This is a genomic window from Pontiella desulfatans (assembly GCF_900890425.1).
Lineage (GTDB): Bacteria > Verrucomicrobiota > Kiritimatiellia > Kiritimatiellales > Pontiellaceae > Pontiella > Pontiella desulfatans.
Map to the genome: position 1 here is coordinate 4,098,952 of NZ_CAAHFG010000001.1, position 17,170 is coordinate 4,116,121.

Here is a 17,170-nt window from a genome sequence, read left to right on the forward strand (position 1 = left end):
TGTCGCTCCGGTTAATGCAACGAGACCAAAACGAGAACCAGCCCTTGCCCGGATTCCAGCCCGGTCATGGCCTTGCCGATGATGGCGCCATGCGCGCGGGAAGGGTCGTCCACCTTCATGCCGTGCCCTGGAAGATCCGAAGTCGTGATGAGGTCGCCGGGTTCGATGGCCGCTTGGCTGGCATCGGCCTTGCAGTAGACGCGGCCGGTCAGCGCCACGGGATATTCACCGCTCGCCACCGTCCCCTCCTGCTGCATCAGCAACCCCGGCTTCACGCCGTCCGCTCCGCTAACGATGCCGGCCACCGTGCGGTCGTAGGCCTTGCCGCTGACCACCAGTTTGCCCGGATTATCCGCATCGATGCAGACGATCATGCCGGGCTCCACCTTGCTCGAATGCCCGTCGATGTCGAACTGCTCCGAGAGATCGGAACCGCCGTTTATTTGGAGTTCGTCCGTAATAACCCGCCCGTCGCCGGTGCCCAAATAATCTCCATACAGCAAGACCCGGCTGGAACCGGCGGCATTTTCCAGCCGCATGTATCCTCCGTCATAGACGTCGCCACTAATATAGATACTGCTGTTTCCGGTATCATTATAATAGTACGAGTAGCCGTAGGTGGATGCATAGGTATACTGACGGAGGTCGCCATCGGTGTTGTATAGGTAAACCGCTCCCGCGGTGTCGCCATTAATCATTACACTCTTGCTGCCATCGGTCGCGTAAATATCGATGTCGGTGTCGTATAGATCAACATCGCCCTCCACCTCGAACTTCGCCGCGGTCGCCACGCGGCCGACGCCAACGCGTCCATCCGGATGGATGGTGAGGTCGTTCACCACGCCCGATTCCGCTCCCGCGCTCATGGCAAGCACGTTGTCGGTTGCCCGTACATATAGCCATCCCGTGTAGGTTCCATTGTCTTTGAAGCTCAGGCCGGCGTTACCGCTGTCCGAGTCCAAAAAAATGAACGGATAGTCGTTGTTAATATAGAGATCCGCCGAGTTCCCTGCACTGGATAGAAGCAAGTCGCCCGTCATGGTATCTCCGGCCACCTCGACATAGCGGGCATCGACGCTGGTTAGGTTCAGGTCATCCGTTGTAAGCGAGCCATCCGCCACTGCGGCTGTGCCGATGTTGTTGAGACCGGAGCCGTTGCCGACGAAATACCCAGCCGTCAATCGATCGACGACATAAACATCGTCTTGATCCGTATCCACCCGGAGTGTGCTTTGGCCGATGTAGACATCGCCGCCAAAGTCGTTCAGGTAAAGATCGGAAGGATTGGTTCCATTCCGTCCATGGAGTTCGTTGTTGTCCAATGTGAGATGGAATCCGGCAGAGTTGCCGATGTTCACGATGCCGTCCGTAGTTGAACTGATGTAGGCCGTTCCATACACATCCAGCACCGCGTCGGGGGTCGTTGTGTTTATACCGATCGTCGTACCGGAGTCGGTCATGGTACCCGAGGTCACCTTCGACAACGACCCGTTGTCGTTGGCCAGATCCACGGCATAGACGTTGGCATCGGCAATCTCGGCCGTGCCCACTGCGCCTGCGGCAATTTCGGATGCACCGACGGCATCGGTGCCGATTTCGGAAGCATACACCGAGTTGGGCGCAAGATCCACCGCCTGCAAACTGTTGTCGATGACTTCCGACGTCCCGACGGAATTCGGCCCCAGGTCAGACGAGGTCAGGCTTTCGTTGACCACTTCCGAAGAGCCGATCGCTCCGGCTGGAACACCGGCTGCCGTGATGGCCTGGATGGCATAGGGGGTGGAGGTGAACTTGGTGCGCGGTGCAAGCGTGGTGAATCCACCGCCCCCATTCGTCTGCACCCCGATTTCCAACCAGCGGTCTGCTCCGGAGAATACGCTCGAACCAAAATCGAGCTGCACGGTGAAAAGGCCGCCGCCTACCGGGACGCCAACGTAGGTCGTCGGCCCCGCGAGCTGGGAACCCCCGGACGATGCATTCCAAACCGAGAAACGGATGTCGTAGTTACCGTTCGCCGGAACACCGGCATCGTCGAGCTGGCCTTGGTAGGTGAATGCCGTGCCTTGCGCGAATGCGTAGGTTCCCGCAAATAGTGCGAGTGTGGTGATGATTGTAAACAGGAATCCGGAACGGATTCCCCGATGTGTTGCCGTCTTCATTCTGCCCTCCCGTATGCCAGCAGTAATGCAGGTTAATTCATACGCACAGGCACCCTGCCTGCACTTTCCGGCATCGACAAACGGCAACGAACCAGAACCAACCGGGCGACGGGCTGAGCGACCGTTCGGAATCCAGAGATTTCCGATCCGCTACCTTTCCGCTTCAGCCGTTGAGAACGGATACAACCCAGTCCACCGTTTGTCAAAACAATAAAGCCATGCAATTTAATTTCAATTTGACATCTTCTTTATCAAAAGAGTTGGAGCAAAGTTGCACCCTTCCGAAGTGTGTTCAATGCGTGGCAATGCTTGATGGTCCGCAACCGATCGCCCAGGCAACAGTCAGCCGCCGAATGGAGTGCCAACCGCGTCCAACCCCAAGCTTATTAAAACTAAAAAACAATTCCAATTTGATCACGCAAGACTTATCATCCCCGACAATTCAAGGAATAAGGAGTTGGTGGTGAAAAACGAAAATAGGTGCATATTGCTTTGCTTGTCCCTGTTTGCCGGCGCGGTATTTTGCCAGGCGGAGGAATACCGCTACCGGTTCAAGGGGGCTGAAGTTGCACTTCAACCGAGTGTCCGGCGGATTGTGCAGCAGGAACAGGCCGCCGCCGTGGAAACCGAGGCCGCTTGGCAACCGGTATTTGAGCTGGGCCTATCGACCTTCGTTCCAACCGACGAGGTGATCGTTGGATTCGAAGTCGCCACAACAACGGAGCAAGCGGAGCAGTTTTTGCAGCAATTTGGCGCCGACCAGGGCTTGGTCGCCATTAGTCACCACCGCAAAGACCGCTTTATCGTAACGATAGACAAACCATCCGGCGGGCGCGCATTCCCGGTTTCGGTCGCCCTTTCGGAGTTGGATGGAATCGAGTTCGCGGAACCCAATTTCATGATTTTGCCGGAAGAGCGCAATGCCGCCTCCTCCGTTCCCCTTCTCCGCCCGGATCCAGCCCCGGCGCCGGCCTACGCCCTGGTTGAGGCGGCTAGCTCGCTGCCGGTCTGGACAACGCTGGCATCCCTCGACTTCGAATCCGGCCTCGGGGGGTGGACAAGCGAATCGAGGGGCACCTCCCCGGCAACGTGGTTTGGCACGTCCCACCGCTCCCACGGAGGTTCCTATTCGCTCTACTGCGCACAAAGCCACTACCCCGCGCCGGGACCGGCGGACAACAACATGTCGGCCTGGCTGGTTTCGCCCACGTACAATCTCGTCCCATATGAGGAAGTCTACATCGAGGCATGGTTCTACACCGTCAACCAAGTCGGCGGCGATTTCCCCATGCTCTCGGTTTTCGACAATGCCTCCAGCTCGGCCGATGCCCGGGAGCTTTTCGTCGATCATACCGACGACATGACCCTCGACGAAACCACGCAAGACGGCTGGCGAAAAGTGCTGTACCGTGTCCCCCCCAACCTGCTCACGGAACAGACCTACTTTTGCTTCTCCTGGCAGTCCGACGGCAACGCCCCGCGCGAGGGATGCTACCTCGACGACATCCGCCTCGTCGCCACAACCGATGTAGACCTCGCTCCACCGGGCAACGACCCCTACGCCGCGCGTCAATGGAGCCACCGCAACACGGGCCAGATTGCCGGGCTGGGCAACGATGCCAACGACCTGCACACCCCCGAGGCCTGGTTGCTGGTGCCGGAAGTCTCCAGTAGCATTGTGCTCGCCATCGTCGATTCCGGCGTCGACCTCACCCATCCCGACCTGAACATCGTTGCGGGCTACGAGGACGACGGTTCCCCGGGCGGTGGCCCGCGGCACGAACACGGCACCGCCTGCGCCGGCGAGGCCGGGGCCATCCGCAACAATGGAATTGGAGTGATCGGCACGGCCCCGGGCGTCGGGATCATGGCGGTCGCCTGCAACGATTCCACCGCCTCCCTGGCCAAGGGCATCGATGTGGCCGTGGCGAACGGCGCCAAAATCCTGAGCAACTCCTGGGGATGGAACGACGCCTATTCAACCGATATCGAGGACGCGATCGACGATGCCATCGCCGCCGGTTGCATCCTGCTTTTCGCCGCCGGCAACGGCCCGCTCACCTCCCCAAACAACTACCATGTGGCCTTTCCCGCCTCCCTGGCCACCAACCGGGCCATCATCTGCGTCGGGGGCTCCAGCCCCACCGACGAACCCGTGGGCGCAGCCAGTAGCGATGGGCAGTTTGACTGGGGATCGAGCTATGCGAACAACGGCGGCCCCGATGTGTGCGCCCCCACCACCTGGAGCTATACCACCGACATCCAGGGTTCCGGCGGATACAACTCCGGCAGCTCGGGCATCGACGCCGACTATACCCATGACTTTAGCGGAACCTCCTCCGCCACCCCGAAGGTGGCGGGCATCGTTGCGCTCATGCTGACCGCCAGTCCCTCGCTTACACCGGCCGAGGTCAAGGCCATCCTGCGCACCACGGCGGACGACATTGGCGAGCCCGGCTTCGACAACAAGACCGGCGCCGGTCGTGTCAATGCATGGAGGGCGGTATCCGCCGTGCTCAACGACCAGTCCGTCCAGGCAAACCTTGTGGTGAACAATGGCATGGTCGAGATCGGCTTCCAGGGCAAGGCCTATCAAAGCTTTAAGCTTAGCGCTGCACCCAGCCTTGGTGCACAACAATGGATCGACCGGGCGCGCCTGACCCTCGATGGTGCCGGCAACGCATGGTTCAGCGAGCAGCTGCCAACCAACGACGCCCTCTTCTACAAGACCGCCGAACCCTGATGATAACGTCTATTCAACGCTTGCGCATCAGGCAAATCCAGGCACGCGGTGGCGTTTGCTGGTCGGAGCCGAACAGCCCCGATTTCAAGGAGAGGATTTCAAAATAGGGTTCAACGAAGGATGCCAGCTCCACGGCCGAGAGCTGGGGCGGCCCCACGTCCCGCTTCGGCTCGTCCGCATTGCCCACCAGCGAGAGCCACAAGCCTCCCTGCTCCAGCAAGCCGCCCACCCTTTCGGCAAAGGCCTTTCTTCCAAGTGCATCCGGAATGCTATGCAGGCAGCCTCGGTCGAACGCGAATCCAAACGGGACCGATGGCATGTGGCCTGCCAGGAAATCAGCAACGATGAAGTGGCACCGAGCTCCGGCGATTTCGGCTTTGGCGTTCGCAAACCGGACTGCCGTTGTGGAGAGATCGCAACCCACAACATCGAATCCTTGTTCCGCCAGCCAAATGGCGTTGTCGCCCGTTCCGCATCCGATGTCCAGCACCCGGCATGGCTTGATTCCCGCACCGGCCACGGTTTCGACCAGATTAAAATCAACCATGCCATGATCCCAAGGGAGATCCCCCGACTGGTATCGCTCTTCAAACCTACTTTCCATCACTCTGCTCCTGTCTTATTGGTTTTAGAACGATGCAAATTAAACCAGGCTCGATTCCATTGCCCGGAAGGTTTTGGCAGATGTAGGCCCGACCATCGCCAAGCACCGGTGCCGTCCAGGTTTGGTCGGCCTTGAACAAGCGGCGCGAGGAAAGGATCGTGCAGCCCTCCGGCGTTAGCTTCATCCAGGCCAGCAGTCCGTTTTCGCCAAGGCAGAGGAACCGGCCATCGGCATGGACCAGCGAGCCAATGCCGAATCCGCCCTCGCCCGGTGGCGGGCGATATTTGCTTGCACCGTATGTCCCGGTTTCCGGCGATTCAAATGCTGCGTCGCCCACCTTCGGAACCACACGCCAAACCCGCTCCCCCGTTTTCCAGTCCATGCAAACGAGCTTGTTGTTGGCGAAGCCATAGAGATGGCCATCCACCAAAATCGGCGTGGCCCAGTGCGAGGCATAGGCCTTGGTACGGTAGACTTCCTTGAAGGTGAAATCCGGCAACACCTCCAGCATCACCCCGCCGACATCGTAGGACGACGAGATGAAAATCCGGTTGCCGTCCACCACCGGCGTCGAGGCATTCACCGAGGCATGGCGTGGACTGCGCCATGCAAAGCGGTCGTGGATTTTACCGGAGGACGGATCGATGCAGAGCAATCCACCCACCGGCGGATTGGACTCGCCGCCGGCAAACACCAGCAAGACGCGTTGCCCATGCATCGTGGCCGCAACCGGACTCGCATAGCTCCGCCCCCATTGGTCGCCGGAAACCCATTGCGTCTTGCCGGTCATCTTGTCGAAGGCCGCCACGCACTTCCCCATGCCGAGGTTGATGATGACGGAATCCCCTTCAATCAGCGGCGAGGGGGTGAAGCCAAAAAACTCCGTATCGAGTTTAAACTCCTCAATCAGCTTCCGCCGCCACAACCGTTTTCCGTCCGTGAGTTGATGGCAGCAGAGGATGCCCTGCGCACCCAGGGTGTAGACGCGGCCGCCCTCGATGGAAGGGCTGGCGCGCGGACCGGAGAGATAATTGAAACGGTCGCGGTAGGTGGTTGGAACTTCATCCGCCCAAAGCGGCTTGCCCGTGGCGGTGTCCAGGCACTCGATCCGTTCCACGTCCCCGAAGCGGCCATGGTGGATCAGGCGGTCGCCGAGAATGGATGGCGCGGAATAGCTCTCGCCGCGCGGATGCACCCAGGCCACCTCGACCTTCGACAGATCGGTTTCCAGCCCAGCCTCACTGGATTTGCCATCGCACCCCGCCCCCAGAAACCGCGGCCAGTCGGCCTGGGCGACCGTTGCCATTGCCATCAACGTGATCAATATCCTGATTGACATGGCGTTATTCTGCATGTTTAGCGAGCAGGACAAATCCTTTTTTCCAAGTATTGGAACTTTGAAGTCGTCCATGGGATGCGATATAAACAAGCCATGGGTTCCGGTGGTTCCAGCAAACGGATGCGCGCGGTTTTTTCCGGCAGGGTTCAAGGCGTCGGCTTCCGCTACACGGTTTGCCGAGCCGCCGAAGCGTTTGACGTGACGGGTTTTGTCCGTAACCTTTGGGACGGCGATGTGGAGTTGGTTTCCGAGGGAGCCGAGCAGGAGCTGGTCGGTTTGCTCCATGCGGTCCGGGGCTCGTGCCTTCGCAGGAACATCACGGCGGAGCAGGTGCGCTGGGAAGCGGCGACCGGAGAATTTGACAGGTTTGGAATTACGTATTAATGAAATATGCAATCTTAGGTGACATCCACGCCAACCTTGAGGCGCTCAAGGCGGTGCTGAAGGATGCAGATGAACAAGGGGTTACGCATTATGCCTGCACCGGCGACGTGGTGGGCTATAACGCGGACCCCAAGGCATGCCTGCAAATGATCCGCACCCTCAAATGCAAGATCGTCCAGGGCAACCACGACTACTATGCCGCGTGCAACGAGTCGATGGAGCTGTTCACCCCGATGGCCCAGAAGAGCATCCGCTGGACGCGGAAGCAACTCTCCCCCTTCGAGCGCAAGCACCTGCGCCACCTGCCGCTCATCATCGACATCGAAAATTTCACCATCGTACACAGCTCGCTAAGCAATCCCCACCGCTGGAACTATATCTTCAAGCGGAAAGCGGCCGATTCGAATTTCCGGAACCAGTTCAACCAGGTTTGCTTTTTTGGCCACACCCATGTTCCCCTCGCCTTCGTCAAGGGAACATCCATCGAGAAGGGGTTCTACGAAACCCTGGAAGTGAAGCCGGGATTCCAATATCTGGTGAATGTCGGCAGCGTTGGCCAACCGCGCGACCGAAACCCCAAATCGGCCTATGTGATCTACGACCTCGACAACCAGCTCATTACCATCCGGCGCATCGAGTATGACATGACCGAAACCCAGAAAAAGATCCGTGCGGCCGGCCTCCCCTTCCGCAACGCGCTCCGCCTCGCCAACGGGCGTTGAGTTTAGCGAGCAATGGAAACTGCACGGGGCTTGGAATCGTTGCCGGTCAGGTGGGCATTCAAGAGAGCCGTTGCAATGCCAAGGTCGGCTTTGCTTCTGATTTTCATGTTGGCGTAGCCCGCCTCCACCATGTACACCTCCGAGGAATCGGGAACAAACTCCGATTCGTCGTCGACAATCTTTACACCGCGGGTCTTGGGGTCGATGATTTTTTTCAGTACGTCGGCCTTGAACGCCTGCGGGGTTTGCGCAGACCAGACCGTATTGCGGTCGAGCGTCTCGGAAACCCGCATGCCCTTGGGGGTATATTTCGTTGCGTCGGGTATCTTGTGGGCGGCAATGGAGCATCCATAGCGCTTGGCGCCTTTGATGGTCTCGGCCAGCACGGTCTTGGAGAGGAACGGGCGGGATGCCTCGTGAATCACAACCACGGAGGGTTCCGTCTGGATCTTGCTGAAAACCGTGCGCAGGGTGCTCAGGCGGTTCACTCCGCCAACCACCACCCCCCTCACCTTGGTGCAACCGAAGCGCTTGATGACATGGATGGTGGCATCCACCCGATCTTTCCCAACCACCACGACTACGCTATCGATGACCGAGGCCTCTTCGAGGGTTTTCAACGAATGGGCCAGGATCGGGCTATCGCCCAAGGTAAGAAATGCCGCCTCCGTCCCCGGCGCAATCTCCTCTTCCTTTCCGCACGCAACCACTATTGCCATTGTATTCATATAGCTCCTCCACACCCATGTGATGCAACTGTCGAATTAACAGCAATTTACAAGCTTAAAAAGATAAGGTCAAGAATTATACCGAGCGATATTTACTTTCAATTCCATCCGGAAAAACGCACGATCCGTCCATGGAAAACCCCCTTAAAACACAGCTTTTGTACGACGGGAACTGCCCTATTTGCTGCCGGAAGGTGGCCTTTATCGAACGACGGGACGCCAAACGCTCCCTGGAATTCATCGACATCCGGGCCCCGGATTTCAAAGCGGAGGATACCGGCATTGAATTCCAGACACTGGAAACACGAATCCATGCGGTTTTGCCCGACGGCTCCATGGCATCGGGCATGGAGGCGGTTAGGGCGGCCTATCGGGCCATTGGGCTCGGGTGGTTGGTTTCCCCAACAGGCTGGCCCATTTTGCGAATCGTCTTCGATGCGCTCTACCGCCTTGTTGCACAAAACCGGATGCTTATTAGCCGTTTTATCCGATGAGGCCAAGCACACTTGCGCAAGTGTGCTTGGGAAGTCGGGCCGATACCACACCTGCACAGGTGTGAAACGCAGTAAGAAGCAACCTGCATAGCCACCTGTTGCACAACATCTTGTGCCGCGCTAACACAACCCCCACAAATTGCGGGTTGACTTGGATTGGTTGCTGAAGCAAAATTTATGCGTATTAGGCGAGTAAACGATGCGAAACCCACGGGTGGAAAGGAGGCGTAAGCCCGAAGGAACCGAACCCAACCGAAAACACGAAAGGTTTAACAGCAACATGACCCTGAAGAAGATCTTTGTTCTCGATACCAACGTAATCCTCCACGACAGCAGCTGCATCAACCAATTTGGCGAACACGACATCGTCATCCCGATCACCGTCCTCGAAGAGCTGGACAATTTCAAGAAAGGCAACGACTCGCTGAACTTCCATGCCCGCGAGTTTGCACGCACCCTCGACTCGCTGGCCGAAGACAAACTTTTCAATGGCGGGGTTCCCATTGGAACCGGGCGCGGGAAAATCAGCATCAAGCTCGATCGCCAGTTCGACGACGATATTTCCGCCAACTTTTCCGATAAGAAAAAACCCGACCACCATATCCTGAACATCGGCTACCAGGTGGCCAAGGAGTTTGCAGACCGGGAGGTGACGCTGGTTACCAAGGACGTCAACCTGCGCATGAAGGCCAAGGCGGTCGGCTTGATGGCACAGGACTATAAAAACGACCATGTTTCAGATATCCTGCAGCTCTACACCGGCACCCGCATCGAGGAGAACGTCGATCCTGAACTGATCAACCTGATGTACACGCCGCCCTACGAGTTTCCCGCTGCCGAACTCACGGTCGAGCGCCCGCTTGTGCCCAACGAATACCTGATCCTCCGCGGCGAACGGAAATCAGCGCTGGCCGTCTATGATGACGAACTGAATGTGATCAAACATGTCGACAAAGTCCCGGCCTTTGGCATCTCCCCGCGCAACTCCGAGCAGACCTACGCGCTCGATGCCATCCTTAACGACAACGTCCGGCTCGTCAGCCTGACGGGCAAGGCCGGCACCGGGAAAACCCTCATCGCCCTGGCCGGGGCACTGAAACGGAAGAAAAGCTATCGCCAGATTCTGATGGCGCGTCCAATCGTGGCGCTGAGCAACAAGGACATCGGCTTCCTGCCGGGCGACATCAAGTCGAAACTCGATCCCTACATGAAGCCGTTGTTCGACAATCTTGCCGTCATCGAACACGCCCAGGGCGATACGAAGCGCAGCCAGGTTTCCAAGCTGGTCGATGACAACAAGCTGATCATCGAGCCGCTCTCCTATATCCGCGGGCGCAGTCTTGTGAACACGTTCTTCATCATCGACGAAGCACAGAACCTCACCCCGCACGAAATAAAGACCATCATCACCCGCGCGGGCGAAGGGACGAAGATTGTGTTTACCGGCGACATCTTCCAGATCGACCACCCCTACCTGGACAGCCACTCGAATGGCTTGAGCTACCTGATCGAAAAAATGATGGGGCAACGGCTCTATGCGCACGTCAACCTGACCAAGGGCGAGCGCTCCGAGCTGGCCGATCTTGCGGGATCGTTGCTTTAGAACCGAAGCGCGTCCCTTCCGGCGCCGACCAATAGGCGGATAAACCACCCCGATTCGTTCAGCCATGCATTACTGGGCTCCCTTGGCCGCTCGCATCAGCGCCTCGAGGTTGGCTGGCGGAATGTCCGGCAGGATGGCCTCATGGCTGGGCGAGATGATCAATCCGGTCGGGAAGATGTTCCGCAGTTCCCGCACCTTGGCGGCCACCTCTTCGGGCGTACCGTTCACCAGCAGGTTCTGCGCATCCACGCCGCCGCAGAACGAGACTTGGTCGCCATAGCTGTCCTTCAGCCCCTGCGGCTCCATGCCTGCGGCCAATGCCTGGATCGGGTGCACGACATCCACGCCGCTTTCGATCAGGTCGGGAATAATATTCGAGACCGCGCCGCAGGAATGATAAACCACCTTCAGCCCATAGGATTTCGCCTGTTCAATCAGACGGATATTGCATGGTGTCACGAATTCATGCAACAGCTCCGGCGACACCATCAGCCCCTGCTGGCTGCCCATGTCGTTGCCAATCAGCACGGCATGGATCTTGTCGGCCACCGCTTCGTAGAAAACCCGGTTGGCTTCCATATAGAAGTCCGTGCAGCGGTTGATGACCGCATGGTACATTTCCGGCGAGTCATACATCATCATCATGGCCTCTTCCATACCGAAGGCCGCATTGGTGTCCTGGAAGTGCGACGACCAGAGAATGCCCATGATCGCGCGGTCATCCGGAAGCTCGTCCACCATCTTCCGGCACAGATCGGGATCGATATGGTTTGAGGGATCCGGCCAGTCGAAGTCGTTGATGCGTGCCGGATCCTCCACGCCTTCGAAAAAGCCGTGTTCGCCCAGCGTGCGCTCCTCGTTCTCCAACTTGCCGTGGCTTGAAAAATCAAGCGCCATATGGATGGCGTCCGCCGATGGCGAATGGTATGGCATTTCGATCGGCAGCACATCGTCGTCGAGCTTCAGACTCAGCTCCAGCACATTGTTAACTCCGAAATATTCGAATAGCCCGTCATAGGCCGCCGTGGTCGGCAGGCCCAGCCAGGTTGCCGGCCGATCCACCGGCCTGCGTTCAATGGTGGCGATGAAACGTTCGATATGGTTCATTACACTTTCCCCTCATTTGATTAACGCATGATGCGGAACACATAGGCATGCGCGCACGGTTTCTTCTCCGGCAGCTTGATTTGCAGCGCCCACTGCCTGCGCTCCCATTCCAGGGTTCCTTTGTGGCCAATCAGCTCAACGCCCTTGATCCCATGATTGTAAAAGGCGGTGCCGAAGGTCTCGATCGACAACACACCGGATTCGGGCCACCCCAACGCGATGGCATAGAGCTGCCCGTTGCGGGTCGTGAAGCGAATATCCAGATCGGTAAAGCCGTCGAATTTCATATCCGAAAGATGCCCCACCTTGGTTTCGGTCGGCCCCTCCCCGAAATAGATCCACGGTCGGCTTCCATAGATGGCCTCGCCGTTCAGTTTCAGCCAGCGCCCCATCTCGCGAAGAATCCGCTGCTGCTCCGGCGGGATCGTTCCATCCGGGTGCGGCGCAACATTCAGCAGCAGGCAACCGTTCTTACTGACAATATCCGCTAGATCATGAATCAGGCGTTCGGTGCTGTAGTATTCAATGTCCGATGAGGATGACCACGTTTTCGGGGAAATGGACGTGTCGGTGAGCCAGGGTTCGGGATAGATTTCCGGCATGCGGGAACGTTCCAGATCCACGGTTCCAACCCCCAGCGGAAAATCCGGGCGCTTGAAGGTCAGCACAAATTCCTGCTTCCGCTCATCCGCTTGGTTATAGGCATAAGCCAGCATTTCCCGACGGATCGTTTCAGACAGAATCTGCACGCGGTTATCGAACCAAAGCAGATCCGGGGAATAGCCATCGACCACTTCCTTCACCTTTTCCAGCCAGACCCGTTCCCACTCGGCGGAAGGCATCGGCGAGGCCGCACGGGAAAGGGAACCGCCGGGAAGCCTCTGTGCGGTTTTAGGCAGCTTCGGGCCATAGAGTCCGGCGTTCGCGGGATCGGCACAATCAGTCCCCTCCTGCCAGGTCGGAAACCAGCCCCAGTGCCATGAATGATGCAAGCTGACCACATACTTCAACCCCCGCTCACGAATGGCTTTTCCCATCTCCCCCACCACATCGCGCTTCGGCCCCATGTCCGCCGCATTCCACGGATTCACCTTCGAGGCCCACATGGAAAAGCCGTCGGCATGTTCACCCACCGGCCCGGCGAACCGTGCGCCGGCTTCCACAAAAAGGTCGGCCCATTCATCGGCGTTGAACTTGGGCGCGGTGAACAGCGGCACGAAATCCTTATAACCAAACTCATCGAGCGCGCCGTAGGTTTCCACGTGCAAGACATGGTTTGGATGTCCGGCGCGGTACATGTTGCGGCCATACCAGTCGCTATTCCCGGGCGCATTGGGAACGGAATAGATTCCCCAATGGGCATAGATGCCGAACTTCGCATCCTGGAACCATTCCGGGCACTCGTAGGCTCTCAACGATTCCCAGTCGGCTTTGAAGGGTGCCGCGCCGGCCACCGGAAAAACGGAAGTAGCAACCACGATTGTTGCAACAATTGTTTTGAAATTCATTTACAAATGCCCCTTCACGAATACATGCGAATGAGCTTCCCCGAAAACAGAAAGTGTGTCTATATCCGCAACTGGATAAGTTATGTCTAATGCTGTCAAAATCACGCAACGCGCCGGGGCCTATGAACATCCGTTCTCAGGGCGAGGCATTGAATTCAACCCCCTTGGAACCGGAACCGACCAAGCCGGGATTTCCCTCCACGAGGCCGGATACGACCCCTGCAACAGCGACTGGAACTTTCCCAGCGTGCTCAGCCCGTTCTGGCGCGTCTACTATAACTCCGAACCCTCCCACTGCATTGTATTCGGCGACGAATTCCACCAACTGGGCCCCGACCATATCGTCCTGATTCCCGACCATCGGTTCTTCCACTGCCTCGGCCAGCACCCCACCCCGTCCTTCTGGATCCATTTTTCCTACAACCGCAATCCGGCCCCGGGCCAACCCATCCCCATCCTGCTCCCGCCCGAAAAAACCGAGGTGGATCTAATCCGGTCAATCTCACAACTGGCCGCGGGCGACCAGCCACCGAACCGCAACCGGATCTACCACCTCGCCCTGGCCCTGCTGAACCTGCTCATTTCCCGGCCGGAAATCGCGTGGCGCCCCTCGTTGCCCGAACCACTCACCCACCTCATCCGGTTCATTGAAAACAACGCCCACTTGAAAGTCCCCAACCAGCGCCTCGCCCAAGAGATCGGGGTCAGCGTGGAAGGGGTCTACCGGCTGTTCCGCAAGCACCTCGGAACCAGCCCGGCGAACTACATCAACCAGATCCGCATCCGCAAGGCCAGCCACCTGCTGCTCGGCACCCAAACCAGTATCGACGGGATCGCCGAAGCCACGGGCTTCCCGAACCGCGCCTACTTCAGCCGTGTCTTCAAGCTGGTCACCAACACCACCCCCGCCGCCTTCCGAGACCGTCCAAACGGGTAAACCACGGCATACACAGAAAACACGGAAGGACAGGTTTATTGGAAGGCGAGGCGCTGTCCGAGTCCCTCGTCCGCACTGGCTCGGGCAGCGCCTCGCCCTCCATCCCATTTTAATTGCCAACTCCAGCTGTCCGGCCATTTCGCAAAGCCTTTTACTTGTCTGGCAAAACCAACCAACCCACACTGGTTGCCAGAACCTTTCGCTCTGCAACTCGACATACTTCATTCGGGCTTGCGCTGGATGCAGCGATGCTTAGGAGGCGGGCAAGGTTGATAGGGAATGAAATGGGAAACACACTTCACATCACAAGTGGCGACTGCGCGGGCGAAAGGCTGGCGGAGGCCGGACTTCCCGGGGAGGTGTTGGTTTGGCGCGACATCCTGTATGACGGCCCCCGGCATCCCGGCTGGCCCGATGAGGATAGCCTCGATGCCCGCGCGGCCTTCCTTTCAGAAACAACCGCAGGTGGATTGGGCAAGGAACCCATTCTCGAGACGCTGCACAGCCAGTACCGCAAACTGGCGAAAGCGGCAACGTATGAAGGTATCGTCTTGTGGTTCGATGCATGTCTCTTCGACCAGTCCATGCTCGCGCATATCCTGACGTGTCTACGCCTAAAAGCGATTGGCAGCGTGGAACTCCTCTGTGTCGATGCATTCCCGGGGATTGAACCGTTCAACGGGCTCGGGCAACTGCAACCCGGTCAGCTTGCAACCCTTTATGACAGCCGGTGTCCGGTCTCGGATGAAACGTTCCGGTTTGCCGAGGTGGTCGACAAGGCCTTTGCAACCCAGGATTCCATCTTGTTTCGAGAACTGTCGGAAATGGCCGAAGCGCCCTTGGCCTGGGTTCCCGCCGCCGTAGCACGGTGGATGCAGGAAAAGCCCAACCCCGGGAACGGATTGGGCCGGCTTGAGGCTCTTGCCCTCGCCGCCATTGGGGAAGGAAACGAAACACCGGGCTCCATCTTTGCCTCCGTTGCGTCCGCCGACGCGCCACCCCAATACTGGGGCGACACAACACTATGGACCAAGATCAACGGACTTGCGGATCGCACACCTCCACTCGTGCAAATCCAAGGCCCGGCAGATCGGTTGCCCCAATGGGAAAGTGAACTATCGCTCGCGGACTTCAGAATCGCCGCATTGCCGAACCGCGATCAACCCATTAGGCAAACCAGGCGCGCTCGCGGCCGTTGAGCTTTTCCAGGGTTTTGATGGTAATGTTGACATCGTTCACGAGTTGGAAATCGAACATGCCGACACAGATGAAATCGGCGCCGTTCTTGAATGCCCACTTGAAACCATCCTCCGGTCGAATGGCACCGGCGGCCAAGACCTTGAAGCCCATCACCGGCACCTTGGCATCGGCGACAAACTCGATGGTTTTGTCGGGGAACGGGCAAAAGCAATTGTCGTGGAACTGGTCGTGGTCGAGACTGCGCTTGCCGTCCACCTCGAACGGCTTGCGGTTTTCGCGTGGATGGGCCGACCAATAGTTGTCGTGGTGCATCGTCTTCATGTAGTAGTCGGGAACAATGCCGGCGTTCTTGCAGGCAACCAGCGAATCGGTCGTGTGTGCGCCCAGCCCCGCAACGAGGCCCTGCTTGCGAATGTGGTTGAGCATCAGTTCAATTTTATCGAGCTCGCCATCGCGCACCAGCCAGTCGCACCAATTCCCCTGCACCTGGATGATCTCGGCACCGAAATCGATCGCCTCATCGATCCGCCTCAGGTAGTCGCCTTCGTGCGGCGCCACCTGCGAGATCACCTTGATCTTCCCGCCGGTAACCTCCTTGTATTTCTTCAGCACCTTGTTCGAAGGGAATCCAATGTTGATGGCGTTGATCCCGGCCTGCTCCGCCAATTGCAGGGTTTCGAAAACCTTGCGTTCGGTGTTGTAGGCCCGGGAAAGCTTCGAGACATAGCGCAGGTCGCGCGCGTGCGTCCAACCGCCGATCAGGTTGCCGCCCAGCACCAGACGGCTGATTTCGTGATTGCCCAGTTTGCCTTTCGGCAGCTCGCCCTTCAGTTCGCCGATGTCAACCGCGCCAACGGTGATGGTTGCACCGGACATGACATCCACGCCGTGTTCCTTGTGGTTCCGGTGTCCGCCCAACCCCATAAGCCCCAGCACCGGAAGCGTGAACAGGTTGGCCAGCGATTCCCGGCGGGACGAACCGCCCTGCCCGGCCTTGGCGGGTTTCTTGGAAAACTCGACCGCATGCAGCCCATATCCCTTCTCCTGCATGAAGAACAAAGCCAGCAGCACCATGGCTTCGAGAAAGATGCGGTTAACGATAAACACATTGCCTTCCATCCCTCCCATCAACGTGGCCCCGAATGGCGGATAGGCAAAATAGTAGAGCGTCAGCAAAACAACCCCGGAGGCCGATGCGGCGCGAATGAAACAGCCCAGGAACAGCGCCAGCCCGATGGCAATCAGGCCGTAGACGTTTGCAAAATCCACAACGCCCATCAACGCCTCGGACGAAGCCAGCCCATGGTAGAACCCCGCAAACGGCCCCGTGGCATGGTTCAGGAATCCCGCCGCCGTCCAATCCTCGGCAGCCCGTTTGCTCAGGCCTTCATAGAGGAAATGCCACCCGACCGCCACCCGCAGCACGGTGATCGCCAATCGATTCCAGTTTTCACGCTTCATAGCCAACCTTTCGTAAACAGTGCGAAATAAACCGACCCTTTGTAGCTGATTGGGGTGGACAGGTCTACTCTTTCACGACAGCGCGGAGCACCGTCGCCCCCCTATCGGACGTTGAGGCCAACGCCCCTCCAGTTTCCCCTGCCGTGTCTTCGGTGTGTTCCATGACTCCCAATCCCGTACG

14 protein-coding genes are annotated in these 17,170 nt (G+C 58.3%); 7 read left to right on the forward strand and 7 right to left on the reverse strand.

The genetic code is table 11. The features are described 5' to 3' along the window. Window positions 1-11 precede the first annotated feature (11 nt). Window positions 12-2,159, reverse strand: a complete 2,148-nt coding sequence (locus tag E9954_RS14505) for an autotransporter outer membrane beta-barrel domain-containing protein (protein WP_136079864.1) — start codon at window positions 2,157-2,159, stop codon at window positions 12-14. A gap of 463 nt (window positions 2,160-2,622) precedes the next feature. On the opposite strand from E9954_RS14505, the gene E9954_RS14510 reads away from it, so the two are divergent. Next, the gene (locus E9954_RS14510; RefSeq protein WP_136079865.1) at window positions 2,623-4,902 is read left to right on the forward strand and encodes a S8 family peptidase; all 2,280 of its coding nucleotides are present in this window, start codon (window positions 2,623-2,625) and stop codon (window positions 4,900-4,902) included. Window positions 4,903-4,915: 13 nt separating this feature from the next. Here E9954_RS14510 and E9954_RS14515 read toward each other — a convergent pair whose 3' ends face one another. Next, complete coding sequence (locus E9954_RS14515; RefSeq protein WP_222847184.1) at window positions 4,916-5,506, reverse strand: class I SAM-dependent methyltransferase; 591 nt, start codon at window positions 5,504-5,506, stop codon at window positions 4,916-4,918. Further along, window positions 5,496-6,845 (reverse strand): PQQ-binding-like beta-propeller repeat protein, encoded by a 1,350-nt coding sequence (locus E9954_RS14520; RefSeq protein WP_168442271.1) that lies wholly within the window; start codon window positions 6,843-6,845, stop codon window positions 5,496-5,498. The genes E9954_RS14515 and E9954_RS14520 overlap by 11 nt, the downstream gene beginning before the upstream one ends. Window positions 6,846-6,920: 75 nt before the next feature. Here E9954_RS14520 and E9954_RS14525 point away from each other — a divergent pair, with 75 nt between their 5' ends. After that, window positions 6,921-7,229: an acylphosphatase gene (locus tag E9954_RS14525; protein WP_222847185.1), complete on the forward strand. Its 309-nt coding sequence runs from the start codon at window positions 6,921-6,923 to the stop codon at window positions 7,227-7,229. Next, on the forward strand, window positions 7,229-7,951 hold the full coding sequence (locus tag E9954_RS14530) for a metallophosphoesterase family protein (RefSeq protein ID WP_136079868.1): 723 nt from the start codon (window positions 7,229-7,231) through the stop codon (window positions 7,949-7,951). Before E9954_RS14525 ends, E9954_RS14530 begins: the two co-directional genes overlap by 1 nt. 2 nt (window positions 7,952-7,953) lie before the next feature. Here E9954_RS14530 and E9954_RS14535 read toward each other — a convergent pair whose 3' ends face one another. Then, complete coding sequence (locus tag E9954_RS14535) at window positions 7,954-8,679, reverse strand: IspD/TarI family cytidylyltransferase (protein WP_136079869.1); 726 nt, start codon at window positions 8,677-8,679, stop codon at window positions 7,954-7,956. A gap of 131 nt (window positions 8,680-8,810) precedes the next feature. Here E9954_RS14535 and E9954_RS14540 point away from each other — a divergent pair, with 131 nt between their 5' ends. Beyond that, entirely contained in the window at window positions 8,811-9,173 is a 363-nt protein-coding gene (locus tag E9954_RS14540) for a thiol-disulfide oxidoreductase DCC family protein (RefSeq protein ID WP_136079870.1), read from the forward strand. A 280-nt stretch (window positions 9,174-9,453) separates the two neighbouring features. Next, window positions 9,454-10,776 carry a PhoH family protein gene (locus tag E9954_RS14545; protein ID WP_187357953.1) on the forward strand — a complete coding sequence of 441 codons (1,323 nt, stop codon included), beginning with the start codon at window positions 9,454-9,456 and terminating at the stop codon, window positions 10,774-10,776. A 69-nt stretch (window positions 10,777-10,845) separates the two neighbouring features. Here E9954_RS14545 and E9954_RS14550 read toward each other — a convergent pair whose 3' ends face one another. Together E9954_RS14550 and E9954_RS14555 are read right to left on the reverse strand one after the other, a co-directional pair. After that, window positions 10,846-11,883 carry a uroporphyrinogen decarboxylase family protein gene (locus E9954_RS14550; RefSeq protein ID WP_136079871.1) on the reverse strand — a complete coding sequence of 346 codons (1,038 nt, stop codon included), beginning with the start codon at window positions 11,881-11,883 and terminating at the stop codon, window positions 10,846-10,848. 20 nt (window positions 11,884-11,903) lie between these two features. Further along, the gene (locus E9954_RS14555) at window positions 11,904-13,391 is read right to left on the reverse strand and encodes an alpha-L-fucosidase (protein ID WP_136079872.1); all 1,488 of its coding nucleotides are present in this window, start codon (window positions 13,389-13,391) and stop codon (window positions 11,904-11,906) included. A gap of 82 nt (window positions 13,392-13,473) precedes the next feature. Between E9954_RS14555 and E9954_RS14560 the strand changes: the two genes are divergently transcribed. Together E9954_RS14560 and E9954_RS14565 are read left to right on the forward strand one after the other, a co-directional pair. After that, complete coding sequence (locus E9954_RS14560) at window positions 13,474-14,328, forward strand: AraC family transcriptional regulator (RefSeq protein ID WP_136079873.1); 855 nt, start codon at window positions 13,474-13,476, stop codon at window positions 14,326-14,328. Window positions 14,329-14,612: 284 nt separating this feature from the next. Further along, a complete protein-coding gene (locus E9954_RS14565) occupies window positions 14,613-15,527 on the forward strand; it encodes a DUF1835 domain-containing protein (protein ID WP_136079874.1) in 915 nt (304 codons plus the stop codon). On the opposite strand, the gene E9954_RS14570 is transcribed toward E9954_RS14565, so the two are convergent. Then, window positions 15,496-16,989, reverse strand: coding sequence for a DoxX family protein (locus tag E9954_RS14570; protein WP_136079875.1), 1,494 nt, complete (start codon window positions 16,987-16,989; stop codon window positions 15,496-15,498). The genes E9954_RS14565 and E9954_RS14570 overlap by 32 nt on opposite strands. Window positions 16,990-17,170 lie beyond the last annotated feature (181 nt).